The 20607-nt window shown below is 69.5% G+C and carries 20 protein-coding genes; 6 read left to right on the plus strand and 14 right to left on the minus strand.

Going from position 1 to position 20607, the window contains the following annotated elements:
- Positions 1-903, plus strand: a complete 903-nt coding sequence (locus ACWESM_RS03255; protein WP_452490886.1) for an SDR family NAD(P)-dependent oxidoreductase — start codon at positions 1-3, stop codon at positions 901-903.
- 60 nt (positions 904-963) lie between these two features.
- On the opposite strand, the gene gatA is transcribed toward ACWESM_RS03255, so the two are convergent.
- A complete protein-coding gene (gatA, locus tag ACWESM_RS03260) occupies positions 964-2457 on the minus strand; it encodes an Asp-tRNA(Asn)/Glu-tRNA(Gln) amidotransferase subunit GatA (protein ID WP_364429299.1) in 1494 nt (497 codons plus the stop codon).
- On the minus strand, positions 2454-2753 hold the full coding sequence (gene gatC / locus ACWESM_RS03265; protein ID WP_067797657.1) for an Asp-tRNA(Asn)/Glu-tRNA(Gln) amidotransferase subunit GatC: 300 nt from the start codon (positions 2751-2753) through the stop codon (positions 2454-2456). Before gatC ends, gatA begins: the two co-directional genes overlap by 4 nt.
- A 315-nt stretch (positions 2754-3068) precedes the next feature.
- On the opposite strand from gatC, the gene ACWESM_RS03270 reads away from it, so the two are divergent.
- Positions 3069-3719 (plus strand): ACT domain-containing protein, encoded by a 651-nt coding sequence (locus tag ACWESM_RS03270; RefSeq protein ID WP_355078799.1) that lies wholly within the window; start codon positions 3069-3071, stop codon positions 3717-3719.
- A gap of 41 nt (positions 3720-3760) precedes the next feature.
- On the opposite strand, the gene ACWESM_RS03275 is transcribed toward ACWESM_RS03270, so the two are convergent.
- Genes ACWESM_RS03275 through ACWESM_RS03285 form a run of 3 tightly spaced genes read right to left on the minus strand, consistent with a single transcriptional unit; the run spans position 3761 to position 5923 of the window.
- Complete coding sequence (locus tag ACWESM_RS03275) at positions 3761-4285, minus strand: GNAT family N-acetyltransferase (protein WP_452490887.1); 525 nt, start codon at positions 4283-4285, stop codon at positions 3761-3763.
- 50 nt (positions 4286-4335) lie between these two features.
- Positions 4336-4659, minus strand: coding sequence for a hypothetical protein (locus ACWESM_RS03280; RefSeq protein ID WP_355078797.1), 324 nt, complete (start codon positions 4657-4659; stop codon positions 4336-4338).
- Positions 4660-4678: 19 nt separating this feature from the next.
- Positions 4679-5923, minus strand: coding sequence for an AAA family ATPase (locus ACWESM_RS03285; RefSeq protein ID WP_452490888.1), 1245 nt, complete (start codon positions 5921-5923; stop codon positions 4679-4681).
- 223 nt (positions 5924-6146) lie between these two features.
- On the opposite strand from ACWESM_RS03285, the gene ACWESM_RS03290 reads away from it, so the two are divergent.
- Positions 6147-6695: a Uma2 family endonuclease gene (locus ACWESM_RS03290; RefSeq protein WP_355078795.1), complete on the plus strand. Its 549-nt coding sequence runs from the start codon at positions 6147-6149 to the stop codon at positions 6693-6695.
- Between the two features lie 109 nt (positions 6696-6804).
- Positions 6805-7158 carry a hypothetical protein gene (locus tag ACWESM_RS03295; protein WP_157170886.1) on the plus strand — a complete coding sequence of 118 codons (354 nt, stop codon included), beginning with the start codon at positions 6805-6807 and terminating at the stop codon, positions 7156-7158.
- Here the strand turns inward: ACWESM_RS03295 and ACWESM_RS03300 are convergent.
- The 6 genes from ACWESM_RS03300 to ACWESM_RS03325 form a co-directional block, all read right to left on the minus strand.
- Positions 7145-8191, minus strand: a complete 1047-nt coding sequence (locus ACWESM_RS03300; RefSeq protein ID WP_452490889.1) for an S-adenosylmethionine:tRNA ribosyltransferase-isomerase — start codon at positions 8189-8191, stop codon at positions 7145-7147. The two genes, ACWESM_RS03295 and ACWESM_RS03300, sit on opposite strands and share 14 nt — an antisense overlap.
- Complete coding sequence (locus ACWESM_RS03305) at positions 8188-8883, minus strand: SDR family NAD(P)-dependent oxidoreductase (RefSeq protein ID WP_364429319.1); 696 nt, start codon at positions 8881-8883, stop codon at positions 8188-8190. Before ACWESM_RS03305 ends, ACWESM_RS03300 begins: the two co-directional genes overlap by 4 nt.
- 68 nt (positions 8884-8951) lie before the next feature.
- The gene (gene ligA / locus ACWESM_RS03310; protein WP_452490890.1) at positions 8952-11066 is read right to left on the minus strand and encodes an NAD-dependent DNA ligase LigA; all 2115 of its coding nucleotides are present in this window, start codon (positions 11064-11066) and stop codon (positions 8952-8954) included.
- Positions 11067-11653: 587 nt separating this feature from the next.
- Positions 11654-12739, minus strand: coding sequence for a methionine synthase (locus tag ACWESM_RS03315; RefSeq protein WP_397275395.1), 1086 nt, complete (start codon positions 12737-12739; stop codon positions 11654-11656).
- A gap of 105 nt (positions 12740-12844) precedes the next feature.
- Positions 12845-13960: a tRNA 2-thiouridine(34) synthase MnmA gene (gene mnmA / locus ACWESM_RS03320; RefSeq protein WP_356961126.1), complete on the minus strand. Its 1116-nt coding sequence runs from the start codon at positions 13958-13960 to the stop codon at positions 12845-12847.
- Positions 13960-15189 carry a cysteine desulfurase family protein gene (locus ACWESM_RS03325; RefSeq protein ID WP_355078789.1) on the minus strand — a complete coding sequence of 410 codons (1230 nt, stop codon included), beginning with the start codon at positions 15187-15189 and terminating at the stop codon, positions 13960-13962. The genes mnmA and ACWESM_RS03325 overlap by 1 nt, the downstream gene beginning before the upstream one ends.
- A 262-nt stretch (positions 15190-15451) precedes the next feature.
- Between ACWESM_RS03325 and ACWESM_RS03330 the strand changes: the two genes are divergently transcribed.
- A complete protein-coding gene (locus ACWESM_RS03330; RefSeq protein WP_397275389.1) occupies positions 15452-15766 on the plus strand; it encodes a hypothetical protein in 315 nt (104 codons plus the stop codon).
- A gap of 253 nt (positions 15767-16019) precedes the next feature.
- Here the strand turns inward: ACWESM_RS03330 and ACWESM_RS03335 are convergent, their stop codons facing one another.
- The 3 genes from ACWESM_RS03335 to ACWESM_RS03345 all read right to left on the minus strand — a co-directional run bounded on the left by ACWESM_RS03335 (position 16020) and on the right by ACWESM_RS03345 (position 19432).
- A complete protein-coding gene (locus ACWESM_RS03335) occupies positions 16020-17042 on the minus strand; it encodes a lysophospholipid acyltransferase family protein (protein ID WP_452490891.1) in 1023 nt (340 codons plus the stop codon).
- A 5-nt stretch (positions 17043-17047) separates the two neighbouring features.
- A complete protein-coding gene (locus ACWESM_RS03340) occupies positions 17048-17875 on the minus strand; it encodes a GNAT family N-acetyltransferase (RefSeq protein ID WP_452490892.1) in 828 nt (275 codons plus the stop codon).
- Positions 17876-18139: 264 nt separating this feature from the next.
- Positions 18140-19432, minus strand: a complete 1293-nt coding sequence (locus ACWESM_RS03345) for an NAD(P)/FAD-dependent oxidoreductase (RefSeq protein ID WP_450020491.1) — start codon at positions 19430-19432, stop codon at positions 18140-18142.
- A gap of 112 nt (positions 19433-19544) precedes the next feature.
- On the opposite strand from ACWESM_RS03345, the gene ACWESM_RS03350 reads away from it, so the two are divergent.
- On the plus strand, positions 19545-20402 hold the full coding sequence (locus ACWESM_RS03350; RefSeq protein WP_355078783.1) for a LysR family transcriptional regulator: 858 nt from the start codon (positions 19545-19547) through the stop codon (positions 20400-20402).
- Positions 20403-20607 lie beyond the last annotated feature (205 nt).

Here is a 20607-nt window from a genome sequence, read left to right on the forward strand (position 1 = left end):
ATGACCAGAACGTGGTTCATCACCGGGGCAGGCCGCGGACTCGGCCGCGCCTTCACGACGGCCGCGCTCGCCGAGGGGGATCGCGTCGTCGCGACCGCCAGAAACCCGGAGGCCCTCGCGGGCATTGCCGACGACCGTCTCACCGTGTTGCCCTTGGACGTTCGCGACCGCGCCGGCGTGATCGCCACCGTGGACAAGGCGTTCGCGCTGACGGGCACGATCGATGTGCTGGTGAACAACGCGGGTTACGGCTTGGTCGGCGCCGTGGAGGAACTGACCGAGACGCAGATCCGCGACCAGATGGACACCAACTTTTTCGGCGCCCTCTGGGTTTCCCAAGCGGCGGCGCCCCATCTGCGCACGCAGGGTTCGGGGCACATCGTGCAGATCTCCACGGTCGGGGCCGTGGGCAGTCTGCCCCTGTTCGGGCTGTACAACGCGAGCAAGTGGGCACTGGAGGGATTCAGCGCCTCGCTCGCGGACGAACTGCGCCCCTTCGGCATCCGGGTCACGCTCGCGCAGATGGGCGGCTTCGACACCGACTGGGCCAAGTCGAGCATGCGATTCGCCAGCGGCATTCCCGCCTATGCGCCGGTACGTAACGCCATCCTGGGCATGCCGGACTACCCGGCCGAGGCGACCGGAACGGAGTCGACCGAAGCCGAGCCGGCGAACACACCGAACGAGCCCGCCGCTCCGGTCGAATCGGGCACCGACACCGAGCCCGAGTGGATCGAAGCGCCTCCGGAGGTCGGCGCCGCGGGTCTGATCGAGTTGGTGAACATGCCGAACCCGCCGCTACGCAAGATCATCGGGCCTGGCGCGCACCAGATGGTCGCACTCGCGTTGGATCAACGACGCGCCGACTACGCCGGCGACCCCGAATTCACCTGGCCCGCCTGATTGTTCACCGAGCCGCTCGGCACCGCGGGTGCGGTGAGCCGAGCGGCTCGGTGCGAAATATCAGGCGACGGGACCGCGGGCGGCCTCATAGGCCGCGCCCACCCGGTAGAGGCGATCGTCGGCGAGCGCGGGGGCCATGATCTGGAGGCCGACGGGCATGCCGTCGTCCTTGCTCAGCCCGGAGGGGACCGACATGGCGGGGTGACCGGCCAGATTGGTCGGGAGGGTGCACAGGTCAGACAGGTACATGGCCAGCGGATCGTCGACCTTCTCGCCCAGCTTCCACGGCGTGAACGGGCTGGTCGGCGAGACGAGCACGTCGACCTGCTCGTAGGCCTTGTCGAAGTCGCGGGCGATCAGCGTGCGCACCTTCAGCGCCTGGCCGTAGTAGGCGTCGTAGTAACCCGCCGACAGCGCGTAGGTGCCGATCATGATGCGCCGCTTGACCTCGGGGCCGAACCCGGCCGCGCGCGTGGCCGCCATGACCTGCTCGGCGCTGTGCTGACCGTCGTCGGCGACGCGCAGGCCGTAGCGCATCGCGTCGAACCGCGCGAGGTTCGACGACACCTCCGACGGCATCACCAAGTAGTAGGACGACAGCGCGTATTCGAAGTGCGGACAGGACACTTCGATCACTTCGGCGCCGAGATCCTTCAGCACCGCCACGGCGGCGTCGAAGGAGGCGAGCACGCCGGGCTGGTAGCTGTCGGAGTGCAGTTCCTTCACCACGCCGATCTTGACGCCGCGCAGATCGCCCTGCGCCCCGGCGCGCGCGGCGGCCACCACCGGCGGCACCGGCACGTCGCGCGAGGTGGAGTCGCGCGGGTCGTATCCGGCGATCACCTCGTGCAGCAGCGCCGTGTCCAGCACCGTTCGACCGCACGGACCGCCCTGGTCCAGCGACGACGCGCACGCGACCAGGCCGAAGCGCGACACCGTGCCATAGGTGGGTTTGGTGCCGACGGTGGCGGTGACGGCCGCGGGCTGGCGGATCGATCCGCCGGTGTCGGTGCCGATGGCCAGCGGGGCCTGGTGCGAGGCCAGCGCCGCCGCGGAGCCGCCGCCCGAACCGCCCGGGATGCGGGTGGTGTCCCACGGGTTGCGGGTGGGACCGTAGGCGGAGTTCTCGGTGGAGGAGCCCATGGCGAACTCGTCCATGTTGGTCTTGCCGAGGATCGGGATCCCCGCCGCGCGCAACCGCGTGGTGAGGGTCGCGTCGTACGGCGACACCCAACCCTCGAGGATCTTCGACGCACAGGTGGTGGGCATGTCCGTGGTGGTGAACACGTCCTTGAGCGCCAACGGAACTCCGGCCAGCGGCGAGGCGGGCTCGGCGCCGGAGGCGATCGCGGCGTCCACCGCGGCCGCGGCCTCTAGCGCCTGCTCTCCCGCGACGTGCAGGAAGGCGTGGTACTCGCCGTCGACCGCGGCGATCCGGTCCAGGTGCGCCTGGGTGACCTCGACCGAGGACAGCTCGCGGCCGTGGATCTTGTCGGCAAGCTCGGCCGCCGACAGCGTCGTCAAGACGGAATCGTGATGCGATGCCGCGCTCATTCGCCCTCCCCCAGAATCTGCGGCACCATGAACCGCTGCTCGTCCACGGCGGGCGCGCCCGACAGCGCCTCCCGCGGGGTCAGGCCCGGCACCACCTCGTCGGGACGGGTCACATTGGTCGCCGGGTTCGGCGACGCCGTAGCCGGGACGTCGGCGGCGGCTACCTCGGAAATGGTCCGCACGTGGCTCAGGATCGAATCCAGCTGTCCGGCGAACTGATCCAGTTCCGCGTCGGACAGCGCGAGCCGGGACAGCCGGGCGAGGTGTGCGACCTCGTCGCGGGAGATGGCGGGCACCGCGGGACCCCTTTCGGCTTCGTTATCAACAGTGCTCAACCCACACAGCCTAGCCACCGGGGACCGGGTCACCACCCGGCACCCGGGCTTCGTCGGCGCGGCGGAGGAACCATCGCCCAGCAGGCCCCCGGCAACCCCCTCCGGCGCGCGACACGGCCGCTCGGACTAGCCCGACACGCCGGTTTCGCGCGAATTCATCGAGTGGCGCGCGTCACTCGCCGGTCTTCGACTCGATAACCGGCCGTAAGGGGTGTAAGTATTGCGTCACCCGGGTATCCGTTCAGAGCCTCGGCCGCCCTAAGAAAGGAAACGCACGTGTCGTATCTGCTCCGCGTGCAACTTCCGGATCGACCGGGAAGCCTCGGTGCGCTCGCCCTCGCACTCGGCTCCGTCGGTGCCGACATCCTCTCGCTGGACGTGGTCGAGCGCGGCGCGGGCTACGCCGTCGACGATCTGGTCGTCGAGGTGCCCTCCGGCGCACTCCCCGACACCCTCATCACCGCCGCCGAATCGATCGGCGACGTGCACGTGGACTCGATCCGCCCGTACTCCGGCGTGCTCGACACCCATCGCGAACTCGAACTCATCGATCATGTGGCCAGCGCTCGCGACGACCGGATGCAGGTGCTGGTGGACGGTGTGCCGCGGGTGCTGCGGGTCGGCTGGAGCACGATCATCGACATCGGGCCGCACGGCGCCTACCGGGTGGTCGGCAGCCCGAGTGCGCCACAGACACAAGCGGGTTCGGCACCGTGGATGCCGCTGGAGAAGCCGACGGTGCTCGACCCCGAAGCCGACTGGGTGCCCGAGATCTGGCGGGACATGGACACCAAACTCGCCGCCGCTCCGCTCGGCAACACCGGCAAGGTCCTGCTGCTCGGCAGGCCGGGCGGCCCCGACTTCCGGCCCTCCGAGGTGGCCCGGCTCGGCTACCTCGCCGGGATAGTCGCCACCGTCCTCGGCTGATTCACAAGCGGCGCAGCGGATTCCGCGCCACGGACGACTACCTAGGCGGAATCGCCAGAAGGGCCGAGCGGTAGCCGGAGCACATGCAGCAGCTCCCCCGCGGGAGTACGCCAGTCCCGGCTCGGTACGGGGAGGAAGCCGAAGCGATCGTATATCCGCCGGGCGTCGACCATGGCGGCCATGGTGGTGAGGGCGACCGCCGCGCAACCTTCCGCGCGGGCGAGATCGAGCACGCTGCGCACCAGTGCCGTCCCGGTGCCGAGTCCGCGCGCGGTCTTCGCGACGGCGAGCATGCGGAACTCGAGTTCACCCGGCAGCGCGATCTCCGCGTACGGATTACCCGCGGGTGCGACCGTCAGCGAGCCGACGATCCGGCCCGCGTGCGTGGCGACCAGGACCCGGGCCGAGGCGGCGCGGCGGGCGGTGTCGGCCAGCTCGCCCGCGTACCAGCTGCCCGCTTCCACGTAGCTTTCGCCGACGTAGACCTCCACCGTCAACTCGCCGATCGTCGCGTACTCCTCGGGCCGCGCCGCCCGGACGACGACACCCGCGTCCCGCTCATCCATACCCGGCATGATGCCATCGACCATAGTGTGGGCTACGGCACGGCGACCGCTCAGCCGGGACGAGAAATCTGCCAGCGGTCGGGCTTGCCCGCCGGATAGACGACGGTGAGCAGGTCGCCGATCGACGGCCAGGAACTCGTGTCCCAGGCGAAACGGCCGTAGACGACCTTGCCGGAGACGGAAGGACCGCTCAGATTGCCGGTGATGGTCACGTACTGTTCGCCCGTCGCGTCGGGGCGCGGGCTCACACCGGTGACGTACAGCGTCCCCTCCTCCGGGTTCGCCGGGCGGTAGCCCCGCTTGCCGCGGATGGTGAACACGATCAGCGACACCAGCACCGCGGTCAGGGTAACCAGCGCGACGAACTCCAACATGCCCCCATGCTAAGTCGCGTCACACCGGCGTGAGCTCGCTGGCGCCCTGAGCCGTGCGCCGTACCTGCCAGACCGATGTGCGGGTGCGTTGCGATCGTCCGTTGCCCCGATCGATCAGCGTCCGATTGTTCGTGGTGAAGATCAACTGCGCCCCGCGCGCATTCGTCTCCGGGTTCTGGAACAGCTGGATCAACCGATCGGTCTCCTCCGCGGGCAGGCACGCGCCGATGTCGTCGACGGCGAGTACACGGCCCTCGTCCAGCGCGTCGAGCATGGCGGGCAGGACCCGCAGCAACGACAGCGTGGCGGAGGATTCGTCGCCGATCCCGAACGGGGCGTCGATGCCGTCGTGCACCAGGCTCAGGCCGACACCGCGCCGGGCCACCATGCGCGTGTACAAGGCGTCACGCGCGGCCTTCAGATTGGTCAGCTCACGTTCGAGCAGCACCGGGGTCAGGCCGTTGTCGCGAAGCAATTGGTCGGCGTGGCCGGGCGAGGAGGCGCACAAATCGATCTGCTTGCCCAGACCGGCGATGTCGGCGTCCAGATCACGCAGGTAGTCGGCGTACAACGGGTCGTTTTCGGCGACGAGCAGGTCGGTGATGCCCAGCTCGGCCGTGCGCAGCAGCATCAGCAGCCGCGCCGCGTTGTCCGGGGATCGGGAGATGTGACTGCCCAGCCGATGGGCGATGGCGTCGGGTTCGGAGGGACCGCGCTGCACTTCGAGCATGGAATCGAACCAGCGGTAGGCGGGCACGAGCGCGTCGGAGTACATCTGACCGGCGAGGCTGAGCAGCAACGCGTTCGGACGAACCAGCGGAGCCAGCGCGGTGATACCGTAGCGCGCGGCCTCGAACATCGGGCCGATCTTGATCTGTTCCCCGTTGCGCTCGAACACGATTCGCTTGCGCGAGCGCGGATGGGTGTGCAGCCATTCCGCCGTCACGTCGGCGTTGTCCAGCCGGAACCCGTAGGTATACGGCACGCCCTCGGCGACGAACGCCGCCACGAACTCCGAAGGCCGGTCCGGGAATCCGAGATGCGGCGCCCGCACCGGGCCCGCGTACGGGTCCCACCCGGTCACCGAGTGCAACACCGCGTCACGCATCTGCCCGAGCGCATCGATCAGGTTCGTCTTGCCCGCAGCGGCGCCGCCGTGCACGGCGGTCACCGGCACCGCCACCGGCCCGCTTCCTCTGGTGAGCCGCAACTCCTGCTCGTCGGCCAGCGATCTGTGATTGGTCACCTGAAAACTGCGCAGCATGCCGCCATACTTCCGTCTGTGGCATGGGTAGGCGACATCAGGCCGGTAGCGTCCGCGATCCGCGCCTGATCTCGCCCCACGTCGGCGACATGCGCACCGAGCCCACACACAGTTCGCCGAAGGCTCGAACGTCCTCCCTCTCTTTGTTCGATCACGAGCATTACCTGGGGGAACAGGTCTGCGACCGATGGCTGCGCGATCGGCGGCACGGTACCCTGATCGCATGACCGAGGCTTCGATCGCCTACCGCTGGACGCGCAGCGAGTTCCTGCGCGCGTGGGAGGCGGGCGCGTTCGACCATCGTGTCGAACTCGTCGAGGGGGAGGTATGGCCGGTGGTTATCGGGTCGTGGCACGGCCGAGCGGTGTTTCGCATCGCGCGGGAGCTTCCGACCAAGGGGGTCGAGGTGACCAGCGAGACGCTGCCCACCGCCCAGTCGCTACCCGATCCCGACTGCTGGGTACTGCGGGCAGACGCGGATCAGGTCGATTTGATCGGTTCGAAAATCGCTGTGTGGGATCCGGCTGATGTGCTCCTGGTCATCGAAATCTCCGACGAAACGGTGATGCAAGACCTCGGAGTCAAAGCGAAACTGTATGGCCGCGCCGGGTATTCGACCTACTGGGTAGTCACGAGAACCGTGATCTACGAGCACACCGAACCGATACCCACGGGTTACCGGACTCGCAAAGAGTACCGGCCCGGCGACCACATCCCGGTCCGCTATGCGGACACCACCATCGCCGTCGACAACCTGCTGTTTCCGGAGTAGCTCGACAGCAGTCGCCAGGACAGCAGGCGTGATAGCGGGTTAGCATGCCTGCACGCTGCGGTCTTGCCGCGGCGTACTGCCGAAGTTGTTCGATGGGATGAGGGTAACGATGGGATCGACGGTTCGTCGCGTAGTGGTCGGAGGCTCCGCCGTCGCCGCGCTCGCGCTGGGCTCGCTGACCGTGGCGCCGGAGGCGGTGGCGGACGCGCCGTGTCCGGAGGGCACCGCACGCGTGTTCCTGGCCAACAGCACGAACACCTGCCAGGGCGGAGGGACGGTCAGCTACGACCCGCCCGGCGTGGTGTCGAAGGTGTGCTCGACGGCGAGCGCCGACGTGTCCGCCGAGGCGACGTTCAAGAATCGCCGCGGCAAGATCATCACCCAGAAGCTCGACCTGAGCGACGGCCGTTGCGGGCGGTTCGACATCGCGGGCCAGCTGGGCGCCACGGTCACGGTCCACTGAGCGGGCCACGCCCGAACAGCAGAGCGCTGTCGCCGAACTCGTGCCACAGGTAGCCGGTGTCCACGGCGGCGGCATACGCGGCGGCGACGGTTTCCTCCCCCGCCACTGCTACCAGGAGATCCAGGTGTGACGCGCCGGGCGCGTGCCAACCGGTGATCAGACCATCCACCACACGAGCCGGTCGCCGTGCGCCGAGCACCAGGTCGGTCCACCCGCGCGACGCGTGGACCAGTCCCGCCGGGTCGGCGGCGGTCTCCAACGCCCGCGTCACCGTCGTGCCCACCGCGACGACCCGCCCACCGGCGGCTTTCGTGTCGTTCACCAGCCGCGCCGTCGAGGCGGCAACGGCGAACCGTTCCGGGCTCGGCGGTTCCCCGGCCTCGGGCGAGGAGACGCCGGTATGCAGGGTGATCGGCGCGAGAGCAACCCCTGCGGTGATCAGATCCAACACCACACGCTCGGTGAACGGCCGTGCCGCGCTCGGCATTTCCGCGCTGCCCGGAACCCTGCCGAAGACCGTCGTGTAATAGGCCGCCGACCACCGCTGCGGCACATAGGCATACGTGATGGGGCGGCCGTGTGCGGCGAGCAACCCGAACACGTCGCCGGTGACCTCCGCACTCCAGAGACGACGTCCGCCGGGAAGCCAGGGCGCCCGCAGTGTGGCCGTCGCACCCGGCAATCGCAACACGGTCCCGGCCGAGAGCCGCTCGGGCGGATAGGGAGTGCGCTCGGTGGTCCGGACCTCGACCACCCAGCGGCCGTCGTCCAGCCAGGTGGAGAAATGCAGCACGACCGGCTCGCCGTCCATCGTGGCGTCGACCGCCGACGACATGGTCGCCGAGTTGTTCACCACCAAAAGGTCGCCCGGGCGCAGGCGGTCGGGCAGCTCTCGGAATCGGGCGTGCGTCAGACCGTCCTCGACGACGAGCAAACGGACCTCGTCGCGCGCCATCCCTCTCGCCTCGGGCGGGAGGGTGGCGTTGCGATCCGGGGACAGATCGAAGAACGGCAGTTCGGTCCGCACCGTCATGACGCCCGCCCGGCCACGAAATCCGCGGCGGCATAACGCCCGCTCTTCGGCTTCTCGGCGAGCAACCGCAGCAGCGCGGGCACTACTGTCGCGGGCTCGGGCCGGTCGGAGATGTCGACGCCGGGAAACGCGGCCTGATGCATCTCGGTACGCATGTCGCCGGGATCGAACGCGTAGATGGACAGGCCCGGATGTTCCGCACCGAGGATCGCCGTGAGCTGGTCGAGCGCTGCCTTCGACGAACCGTATCCACCCCACGTGGGATACGGCTCAACCGCGGCGTCGGAGCTGATGTTCACCACAACGCCGTCCGGCCGCAGCAGCGGCAGCACGATGCGCAGAATCGCCAGTGGCGCGACCACATTCGTGCGCAAGACGCGCTCGAACTCGTCGAGTGGATAGTCCGCGAGGCCCAGCAACGGACTCGGCCCGAGACGGCTGGCGTTGTTCACCACCAGGGCGAGTTCCCCCGCACCGCGCGCGGCGTCCGCCAACCTGGCGCGATCCGCCGGCTCCGTGACGTCGCCGGGGACCGCCTGGAACGACGGCCCGAGTTCGGCGGCCACCCGCGTCAACCGGTCGGCTCGACGCCCGGTCCCCAGCACCCGCCACCCTTGTTCGATCAGCGCCCGCGCGAGCGCAGCGCCGAATCCTGCCGATGCGCCGGTGATCAGTGCGGTAGGACGAGACATGATGACCTCCTGGTAGTCGCCTACCAGTCGATCCTCATACCTCAACGTATCTTCAGGTCAAGCGCCGATCACTCCTCGGCTTCGGCGTCCTCCGCGGCCGTCTCCGGCGTGACCGCCTCGGGACCACCGGCCAGCAGCCGCTGGAACCCCTCCTCGTCGAGAATCGGCACACCGAGTTCCTCCGCTTTGGCGGCCTTGGACCCCGGCGCGTCACCGATCACCACGAACGCGGTCTTCTTCGAAACCGAACTGGCCGCCTTGCCGCCGCGCACCAGGATCGCCTCCTTGGCGCCGTCGCGGGTGAAGCCTTGCAGCGAACCGGTCACCACGATGGACAGACCCTCCAGGTTGCGCTCGATGGATTCGTCCCGCTCGTCTTCCATCCGCACACCCGCGGCCCGCCACTTCGCCACCACGGCGCGGTGCCAGTCGACGGTGAACCACTCCGCCACCGCGGCCGCGATGGTAGGGCCCACGCCGTCGGCGGCGGCCAATTCCTCGACCGACGCCGCCTCGACGCGGTCCAAACTGCCGAACTCGGCGGCGAGCGCCCGCGCCGCGGTGGGGCCGACGTGCCGGATGGACAGGCCGACCAGCACCCGCCACAGCGGCCGGTTCTTGACCGCGGCCAGGTTCTCCAGCAGCCGCTTGCCGTTGGCGGAGAGGCTGCCGTTCTTGTTGGCGTAGAGGGACGTGGTGAGCAGCGTCGCCTCGTCCAAGTCGAACAAGTCGCCCTCGTCGGTGATGGCGCCGGACTTCAGCAGATCGATCGCGCCTTCGTAACCGAGGGCCTCGATGTCGAAAGCGCCGCGGCCTGCCACGTGGTAGACGCGCTCGCGCAATTGGGCCGGGCAGAACTGCTGGTTCGGGCAGCGGATGTCGGCGTCGCCCTCCTTCTCGGGGCGCAGTTCGGTGCCGCATTCGGGACAGTGCGTCGGCATGACGAACTCGCGCGCGTCTTCGGGGCGCGCGTCCACCACCGGCCCCAGCACCTCGGGGATCACGTCACCCGCCTTGCGGATGGTGACCGTGTCGCCGATCAGCACGCCTTTGCGCTTGACCTCGGCCGCGTTGTGCAAGGTGGCCATCGCGACCGTCGACCCCGCGACCGACACCGGCTCCATCACCGCGAACGGCGTCACCCGCCCGGTGCGGCCGACGTTCACCTGGATGTTCAGCAGCTTGGTCGTCGCCTCCTCGGGCGGGTACTTGTAGGCGATCGCCCAGCGCGGAGCCCGCGAGGTGGAGCCGAGGCGGCGTTGCAGCGCGGTCTCGTCGACCTTGATCACCTGGCCGTCGATCTCGTGCTCGATGTCGTGCCGGTGCTCGCCCCAATACGCGACCCGCTCGATCACCGCGTCGATGCCCTGCACCCGTCTGGTGTGCTCGGACACCGGCAGGCCCCACGCGGCGAGCGCGCGGTACGCCTCGTAGTGCGAGGTCGGCGTGTAGCCCTCGATCCGGCCGAAGCCGTGACAGATCATGCGCAGCCTGCGCCGCGCGGTGACCGACGGATCCTTCTGCCGCAGCGAACCGGCCGCGGTGTTGCGCGGGTTGGCGTAGGGCGGTTTGCCCTCGGCCACGATGGCGGCGTTGAGCGTCTCGAAATCCTCCAGCCGGAAGTACACCTCGCCGCGGACCTCCAGTAGTCGCGGGATCGGGAACTCGTCGCTCGGGTTCAGCTCGCCGGGGATGTCATCGATGGTGCGCGCGTTGAGCGTCACGTCTTCACCCGTGCGTCCGTCGCCTCGGGTGGCGCCACGGACCAGCCTGCCGTTCTCGTAGACCAGGTTCAGCGCGACGCCGTCGATCTTGACCTCGCACAGATAGTGCAGGTCCGGCCCGGTCTCCGCCTCCACCCGGGCGGCCCAGGCGCGTAGCTCGTCGACGTCGAACACGTTGTCCAGCGACAGCATCCGCTCGAGATGGTCGACGGCGGTGAAATCGGTCGCGAACCCACCGCCGACCAGCTGGGTCGGCGAGTCCGGCGTGCGCAGGTCCGGATGCTCGTCCTCCATGGCCTGCAACCGCCGCAACAGCGCGTCGAACTCGCCGTCGGAGATGATCGGCGCGTCCCGGACGTAGTAGCGGAACTGATGCTCACGCACCTCGTCCGCGAGTTGCTGCCAGTCCACCCGCTGCTCTGGCGTCGCCGGGGCCGCCGCGCTCTCGCTGTCACTCACCCATCGCACATTAGCGGAGGCCACCGACAGGGAGCCGCCGTGTTCGCGCACGTCGCCGCCCTGGCGGACACGAATTCCGGCCGGTCCGTTTCTCGGCGCGAGCACCGCGTTCCGGCGGTGTGGCGGCATCGACGCGCGGCATGCCCGTCTCGACGGTGTGGCGCCCACACCGGCAGATCGAGTCGAGAGCTGTCATCCAGGCGAACAGACCTGACCCGAAGGCCCGGACAATATGATGACGGAGCCGAACCCACACATCATGGCGAGAACTCCGGAGCCGCTCGACAAGAATCGAAGTCGGCTGAGCCGATGGCGATGAGCCGATAGATCAGCCAGCAGAGCGAACCCGGCGACCAGCATGGTGCTCGCGCCGGCGATTTGAAAACCTTGCGCCGCTCCGAACGCCCCTTCGCGTGCGGCGCTATCGCAGTAATCCATGAGCCCGTCGGTGAAAAGTAAATATCCACCCAGGTAGATGGCCGGGCCGAGCAGGATCCCCAGATCAGGGCCTTCCCGAACTGCCCGCGACCGAGCTTGTTCCCGTCACGGAACTGGTCGGCCTGGGCGGGGATTTGCGTCCGGGAACGTCAGGAGAACGAAAGCTCCTCCGGCTCCTCGGCATACGCCCGCGCGACGTCCGCGGCCAAGCGCAGCGCTCGTCTGCTCCACTCCAGCGGCGCGCCCGCCAGTCCGCATGCCGGGCTGACCGCGACCCGCTCCGCCAGCGTGCGGCGGCCGAAGCCGAGCCGATCGATCAGCCGCACGCCCGGTTCGGCGAAGGTCCGCCAGGTGACCGTCGTGGCAGGCGCCTCGGTGGGGACGACACCGAGCACCAGCTGCTTGCCCGCTTCCATGGCCTCCCCGATCTCGTCGAGTTGCCCGGTGCCGATGATGCTCAGATCGAACCCGATCCCCGCGGCGGCGCTACGGCGCAGCGCACCGAGCGCGGGCGGCTCGGCACAACTGTGCACCAGCACCGGCGCGGACTGTGCGGTGATCACCGCGTCCAGCACGGCCAGCGCTTCCGGTTCGGGCAACGCGCGCACGGTGTTCAGCACGCTCACCCCGCGCAGGGAGCCGTCCAGCACGGCGGTCAGCGACGGTTCGTCCAGCTGCACGACGACCTGCGCGCCGAGCCGCTTGCGCACCTCCGCCACGTGCTGCGCCAGCCCCTCGGCCAGGGACTCCGAGAGGTCGCGCACCGCGCCGGCGTCGGTGAGCACGCGATGACCGCCGGGCAACTCGACCTGCGCGGCCAGCGTCAGCGGGCCCGCCGACTGCACCTTCACCGTCCGGCCGCGACCGGACAGGCCTGCGTTCTCCCACGCTTCCTCGAGCGCGTCCAGATCGGTCCGCAGCAGGTCATGGGCGCGCCGCGAGACCGAACCCGGGCGCGGCGCCAGTCGATAGCCCCTGGAGGTGGTGTCGAAACGCAGATCGACCAGCAACGCGGAGGCGCGGCCGATCAGGTCCGCGCCCGCGCCCCGACCGGGCAGCTCCACCAGGTGCGGTAACTCACCGAGTTCGCCGACGATGGTCGCGGCGGCCTCGCGCGGGTCGGTGCCCGGCCAAGATCCGACGCCGGTGGCGACACCGCCTCGCAAGCGCACCGGCTCGGCGGTCACGTCCGGCCCGCCATCTCGCGTCACGTCATCCGTGCCGGTCTCGTACACCGTTGCCGCACTCCATCCGCTCGATTCCGCCATTACGGGACCCGCCGTTCTCGACGGTCACAGCCCAGTTTTCCGCACCGGACGACACCGGAGGATGGTGCGGGATCACCGCGCCGCCTCGGCCCCCGTTTCACTCGTGACAGACTCTTGCGCGGTGCCGGAGATGGTCCCGCTGCCGATCACCTCGTCACCCGCGGGATCCGGACGGTAGACGACCACGGCTTGGCCGCGCGCGACGCCGGTCAGCGGCTCGCGCAGCCGCACGAGCAGTCCGTCGCCCACCGCCTCGGCCACCGCGGGCGCGGTGCCGCCGTGCGCGCGCACCTGCGCCACGCACTCGATCGGGCCCGCGGGCGCGGAGCCGGACGTCCAGATCGCGCGCTCCGCCTCGATCGTCCAGACCTGCAAGTCCTCGGCCGACCCCACGCGGACCGTGCCGGACTCGGGATCGATGCCGGTGACGTACCGGGGCTTGCCGTCGGCGGCGGGACCCGGCAACCCCAGGCCCTTGCGCTGGCCGATGGTGAATCCGTGCACGCCCTCGTGCCGCGCGAGCTCCCGGCCGTCGGCGTCGACGACCGCGCCGGGCCGGATGCCGATCTTCGCGCCAAGGAAGGCGCGCGTGTCGCCGGAGGGGATGAAGCAGATGTCGTGGCTGTCGGGCTTGTTCGCGACGGCGAGCCCGCGCTCGGCGGCCTCGGCGCGGATCTGCGGCTTGGGGGTGTCGCCCACCGGGAACATCGCGCGCGAGAGCTGCTGCGCGGTCAGCACAGCCAGCACATAGGACTGGTCCTTGTCTGCGTCGACGGCGCGCCGCAGCACACCGTCCTCGAGCCGCGCGTAGTGCCCGGTGACCACGGCGTCGAAGCCGAGCGCCACCGCGCGGTCGGCCAGGGCGGAGAACTTGATCTTCTCGTTGCAGCGCAGGCACGGGTTCGGCGTCTCGCCCGCCGCGTAGGCCGCGACGAAGTCGTCGATGACGTCTTCCTTGAAGCGGTCGGCGAAATCCCAGACGTAGAACGGGATGCCGAGCACGTCGGCGGCGCGCCGGGCGTCACCCGCGTCCTCCTTCGAGCAGCAACCGCGCGATCCGGTGCGCAGCGTGCCCGGTGTCGCCGACAGCGCCAGATGCACCCCGACCACCTCGTGACCGGCGTCGACGGCACGCGCCGCCGCCACGGCCGAATCCACACCACCGCTCATCGCGGCGAGTACCCGCATCAAACACCTCCTTTCGCACCGGCCAGGCCCGCGGCCTTGGCCCGCTCCACCACTTGCGGCAAGACTTTCAGTACTGCGTCGACGTCGGCACGCGTCGAGGTGTGCCCCAGCGAGAAGCGCAGCGATCCGCGCGCCTGCCAGGGTTCGACACCCATCGCGATCAGCACGTGACTGGGCGTGGCGACGCCCGCGGTGCACGCCGAACCGGTCGAGCATTCGATCCCCGCCGCGTCCAGCAGCATCAGTAGCGAATCCCCTTCGCAGCCGGGAAAAGTGACGTGCGCGTTGCCGGGTAGCCGCCGTTCGCCGGCCGGACCGTTGAGCACCGCGTCGGGCGCCGTCGCGCGGATGCCGTCGATCAACGCGTCCCGCAACGCGACCAGCTCGGCGGTCCGGGCGTGTAGTTCGATCGAAGTCTGGCGCAGCGCGGCGGCCAGCCCGATCGCGGCCGCCGTGTCCGAGGTGCCCGACCGCAGGTCGCGCTCGTGCCCGCCGCCGTGCAGCAGCGGCACGCACGGCACCTGCCTGCCGAGCAGTAGCACCCCGATACCGTGCGGGCCGCCGACCTTGTGCCCGGCGAAGCTGGCCGCGGACAGGCCGCTCGCGGCGAAGTCGATGGGCAGCTGCGCCGCCGCCTGCACCGCGTCGCTGTGCATCGGCACGCCGAATTCGGCTGCGACGGAGGCGAGTTCGACGATCGGCTGGATCGTGCCGACCTCGTTGTTCGCCCACATGACGGTGACCAGCGCGACCTCGTCGGGATGGGCGGCGAGCGCGGCGCGCAGCGCTCCGGCCGCGACCACGCCCTCGGCGTCGACCGGCAGCCAGGTGACTTCCGCGCCCTCGTGCCGCTCCAGCCACTCCACCGCGTCGATCACCGCGTGGTGCTCGACCGAGCTGGCGATGATCCGGTTCCGGCGCGGATCGGCGTCGCGGCGCGCCCAGAAGATGCCCTTCACCGCCAGGTTGTCGCTCTCGGTGCCGCCGGAGGTGAAGATGACTTCCGAGGGCCGGGCGCCCAGGTCGGCCGCGATCGACTCGCGCGCCTCCTCCAGCAGCCGACGGGCGGCGCGCCCGGAGCCGTGCAACGAGGACGCGTTGCCTGTGCTGCGCAAGGCAGCCGTCATCGCCTCGATGGCCGCGGGCAGCATCGGTGTGGTGGCCGCGTGATCGAGGTAGACCGTCTGGGGCGCAGCACCGTTGACCGGACCCGAAAAAGCCGACTTCATGACCAGTTAAGGATAGCCGTCACCCTCCGCCGGTTATTCCCCCCTGCTCGCCCGCTCGCGCGGGGTCCGTTCACGGACCCGGTTCAGGCTTGAACGCCCTGCGACCGGCGGAATCTCAGGGTTTTCACCTATTGAATGTGCCGCTATTTAGCGGTACGTTATTCAGCGTGTTGATCGCCGATCCGTTCCGTTCCGGGAGTGGATCCGAGGCCGGGACGCCGAGCGGTCGACGCCCGGACGAATCGATAGTGAGGAAGTTCCGATGGACCATCACACCCATGGACGCACGCGACGCGTGCTGGCACGCGCCGCGGTCGCGTCCGCACTCGCCCTGATGCCGGTCGCCGCGGTCGCGGTGCCCGCGCTCGCCGACCCGATCGTGCTCGAGCAGGCCGACCAGCTCGATGCGACCCACGGCCGCCACGGCCACGACGACTGGAATCGCGGCAGGCACAACGACTGGGATCGCGGCCGCAACGACGACTGGTTCCGCGGCCGCAACCGCCACGACGACTGGGATCACGGCAGGCCCGGCTGGGACCACGGGTGGCGGCCGCCGACGGGAAGCGGTTTCTGAGTTCTTTCCCTATATCCGGGGCGGGCCGACATCGGCTCGCCCCGGACTCGGTGCAGCCCTGCCGCATTCGACGCCGGTGATCACGATCACGGCGTGGACGGGAGCGAGCCAGGCCCACACCGATGCGCCACGAGGCACCCGCAGCCATGATGCCGAACACCGTGCGTACGGCGAAACGTCTGCGAGTGGCACATGGCTGTGGCAAACCGCGAGTGGACCTTTCGATGGTGTGCCACTCGCGAAACCTGTCGAGTTACCGCGCGACCGCAGCACTCCGGCGCCCGCGCAGCATCGGGCGGCGGCGCGGGCGGCGCACTTCTGGTGCGTCGGTCGCGAGCGATGGGTCCTGGACTCGGGTGTGCCCCGCCTCGATCCACTCCGTGGTTTCCGCACCGTGGCGGGGCGACGCGGCGCCGCGGACCGCGGCCTCGCAGCGGCGGGCCAGTTCGCGCCGGTCGGGGCCGGGTTCCAGCACCGGCTCCAGCACCACTTCGGCGACCATTCCGCGCGAACGCAGCACCCGCCCGGCGGAGGAGCCGAAGGTGTCGACGCCGACGAAAGCGGGCACCGTGCACGGCACGCCGTGCCGGTCCAGGTACCGCAATCGCACCGGCTGCACGGGGGTGCCGGTGTCCACCGCCGCTTGGAGCAACGCGGGACGCATGCTGCCGTAGGCGCGGCCACACCACGTGGTGCCCTCGGGGAAGACGCCGATCCGCTCACCGGCGGCCAGCCGCGCTCCGACCGCGGCCACTACGCCCGGCAACTGCCGTAGGCTCTCGCGTTCGATCGGGATCACCCGCATCAACTCGGCGAGTTTGCCGATCATCGGCCAGTCCAGCATGTCGGCGCGAGCCACGAAGCCGAGCGGCTGCACCGAGGCCAAGGCGACGATGTCGGTCCAGCTGATGTGCCCGGTGACGATCAGCACGCCCCGGCCTGCGGCGCCGAAACCGGCGGGTGCGAGCGTGGCGTCGCCCTCATCGACGACACCGCGCTCTTCCGCGGTCACCCGGTTGTCGACGACGCGCAACCGCAGGCCGATGGAACCGAGCAGCAGGCGCGCGTAGCCGCGCTGCAACGGCGCACGCTTGCCGCGCGGGGTCACCGCGTGCGCGATCGGGTAGCTGAGCAGCAGGCCGGCGACTCCGGCCAGCCGGGCGGCCACCCGCGCCGGGCCGACTTGGTCGATCGAATCGATGCAGCCTGAACCACAGGGGCTCGACGGCATCCATGCGTGCGCGGCGGACTTGGCAGGTGGCGCGTCGAAGACCACGGTCCTCACCGTCCCCCGTCGAACGACGCGGCGGCGTCTTGTAGGCGATTGAGGTAGCGGGTGTTGATGGTGTTCAGCCCGAGCAGCACGACGAAGTCGGCGACCGCGAAGGCGGGATCGTGGGCGGGCTCGCCGCAGATCTCCGCGCCCAGCCGCAGGTAGCCGCGCACCAGCGGGGGCAGTTTCGGCCGCGACGGCGGGGTCAGTTCGTCGAGGGTCTTGCCGTCGACGATCACCGGGTTGTAGGGGTGCACCCGGCGCTCCGGGTCGGAGGAGTGCCGCCCGAGCAGCATGTCGCGCACGCCGCGCACGTTCACTCCGGGCGGGTCGGCCGGGGTGTCCTGCATCGGCACCGACACGCAGCCCATCACCCACTCGTAGCCGGTGAGCTGGATGTAGTGCAGGATCCCCGCCCACATGAGGGTGAGCACCGAGCCGTTGCGGTGGTCGGGGACCACGCACGCGCGGCCCATCTCGACGATCCGCATGCCTTCCGGATCCAGTTGAGCGAGATCGAATTCCGTCGCCGTGTAGTACCCGCCCGCCGCGGCGACCTTGTCCGGCGGCAGCATCCGGTAGCAGCCGACGAATTCCCCGCTGGCGTCGTCGCGCACCAGCATGTGGTCGCAGTGCTCGTCGAAATGGTCGGCGTCCAAACCGCTGCCGTCGTCCGGAATCCGGAAACCCGGCTCGTTGGCGAACACGTCGTAGCGCAGGCGCTGCGCGGCGACGCGGTGATCGAGGTCGGAGGAGACCACCAGCGAGTAACGCGACCGTCCCTCCCCGGAGTCCGTCGGTCGAGCCGGGGCCGTCAGCACGGACGAAATAGTCATATCCACGATGAAGCCAGCCCGACAATGCGCCCCAGCAACCTCGAAGTGTCGCCGCGATGCCGGTTGGGTGAACGAGACGGCTGTCACACCGAGCGTTCACCGAACGGTTCCACCGCGTTCGCCCTCCCGCACCGAAACCGCTTCCGACATGCGGTTTACCGTGCGAATCGCGGTTCGTTCCTGGGCAGCGTGAATGCCGCGCGCACCGTGAATCGCGCCGCCTTTCGATTGTGCGCGACGCGATTCTCAGGTGCGAGAAGCCATTTAAGCGGCTCGACTCTCCGCGGCGAGTACCTTCGGCGCGGTCGCGTCCTCCTCGGCGAAACCGGGGCGCCCGGTGAAGATGAACGCGACCAGCCAGGACGCGACCGCGGCGAAGCGGTTGCGGAAACCGACCAGGTAGAACAGGTGCACCGCGAGCCACATGAACCAGGCGATCACACCGCGGAAGGTGATGCGGTCGTTCAGCTTCGTCACGGCGCTGAACCGGCTGATCACCGCCATGCTGCCCTTGTCCCAGTAGGTGAAGGGCGTGCCGGGCTGCTTCTTGCGGCGGATGATGTCGGCGGCGTGCCTGCCTTCCTGCATGGCCACCGGCGATTGCCCGGGGTAGCCGTTGAGCGAGGTCATGTCGCCGATGGCGTAGATGTCGGCGTAGCCGCCGACGGTGAGATCGGGGTTGATCAGCAGCCGGCCGGCCCGGTCGGTCGCCACGCCCGTGGCCTCGGCCAGGATCTTCGCGAACCCGCCCGCCTGCACGCCCGCCGACCACACCACGGTCTCGGCCGCGATGGCGTGCTCGACCCCGTCGGCGCTCTTGACGGTGACCTTGCCGTGCTCGATGTCGGTGACGAAGGTGCCGAGCAGCACCTCCACGCCGCTGCCGGTCAGCGACTTCTTCGCGTACTCCGACAGCCCGCCGCCGAACGGCGGGAGCACCTCGCCCGCGCCCTCCACGAGCGTGACCGAAACCTCCTGGTGGTAATACCGTTTCGCCAGCTCCTTCAGCTGACCGGCCACCTCGACGCCGGTCGCGCCCGCGCCGACCACGACGAAGCTCAGCAGCTTGCGCCTGGTCTGCTCGTCGGCCTGCGCGGCTTCGGCGAAGACGCGCGCGATCTGGGCGCGCAGCCGCCGCGCGTCATCGATGGTCTTGAGCGAATAGGTCTTCTCCGCGAAGTCGTCGCGGCCGAAGTAGGACTGGCTCGCGCCGGTGGCCGCGATCAGCGAGCCGTAGCGGATGCGGTGCGAAACGCCCTCGTGTTCGTAGGTGACGATGGCGCGGTCGGGATCGATGCCGACCACGGTGCCGAGGCGAACGTCGGCCTCGCGATGGCGGCGCAGGATGCCCGCGATCGGCGGCGCGATCTCCTCCGATGTGAGCACACCGGTCGCTACCTGGTACAACAGCGGTTGGAACAGATGCTCGGGCGTGCTGGAGATCAGCACATAGTCCACCCCCGACTTGGCCAGTTGCTTGGCGGCGGCGAGCCCGCCGAACCCCGATCCGACAATGACGACACCCGCGGTTTCGATTCCCGCGTCCACGTACTGCATGACAGCCTCCTTCTCTCATTACGAACCGCGATCCGGAGGGCGGATATTTCAGGTGTGTGGGCGCATAATTAAGATGACTCTTATCTCGATTCGTAATTAATCAGGAGGCGCCGTGGAACTTCGGCAGCTCACCTACTTCGTCGCGGTGTGCGAGGAGCTCAGCTTCAGCGGCGCCGCGGCGCGCTGCTTCATCTCGCAGTCGGCGATCAGCCACCAGATCTCCCGGCTCGAACGCGACCTCGGCGTGCAACTGTTCGAGCGCTCGACCCGCTCGGTCGTGCCCACCGACGCCACCGCACGGCTACTTCCCCTTGCGAAACAAATGCTGAGTCTGGAGTCGGCGATCCGCGCCGCCGTGCGGACGGTCGGCCCGCGCATCCGGCTGGCCGCGAACATGTCCTTCGCCACCCGCTCGCTGTCGGCCATCGCGGGAGCGCGCGCCGCGCATCCGGAGGCGGAGATCGAGTTCGTCATCAAACCCTTCCGTCAGCGCATCACCGCGGTGACCGACGGCGACTGCGATCTGGCCCTGATCCGCGGCCGCGTCGACCAGCCCGGCCTCGTGGTCGAGCAGCTGTGGGTCGAGGATCTGGTGATCGCCACCTCCAGCGCGCATCCGCTGGCCACGAAGGACACGGTGACCCTGGCGGATCTGGCCTCCTACCCCCTGTTACTCCCCCCGGAGCAGGAACAGGTGTTGCTACACACGGTGATCCGCAACGCGTTCGCCGAACTGCCTACCGGCCCCACCTTCGGCCCGCCCATCCCGCCGGACCACACCGCGACGATGGAGCTGATCAACCGGCCCGAGGCGTGGACGGTGCTCTACGCGGAGAGCACGACCGAGGGTCTGGTGGTGCTGCGGCTGGCCGAATCCAAGCTGCGCATCCCCGTGTCGGCGGTCCTGCGCGCCGACGCCCGGCGCTCACCGATCCTCGACACCCTGCTCACCGCATTGCATCGTTGCTGATTCGAGCATCGGGGTGGCCGCCGCCTCTCCCCTCCGTGTCCGGATCAGCGTACAAGACAGAGAATTCACCGCCTGACGGGAACTCGCACACGTAACCGGAACGACCGGCCGCACCGTCCGGAGCGGGGCCGCTCCACATGCGTCTATCGAATTCCACTACAACGCAACGACCCTGCTGCGTGTCTGGGCTGAACCAGCTTGCAAC

Source organism: Nocardia sp. NPDC003999, assembly GCF_053604885.1.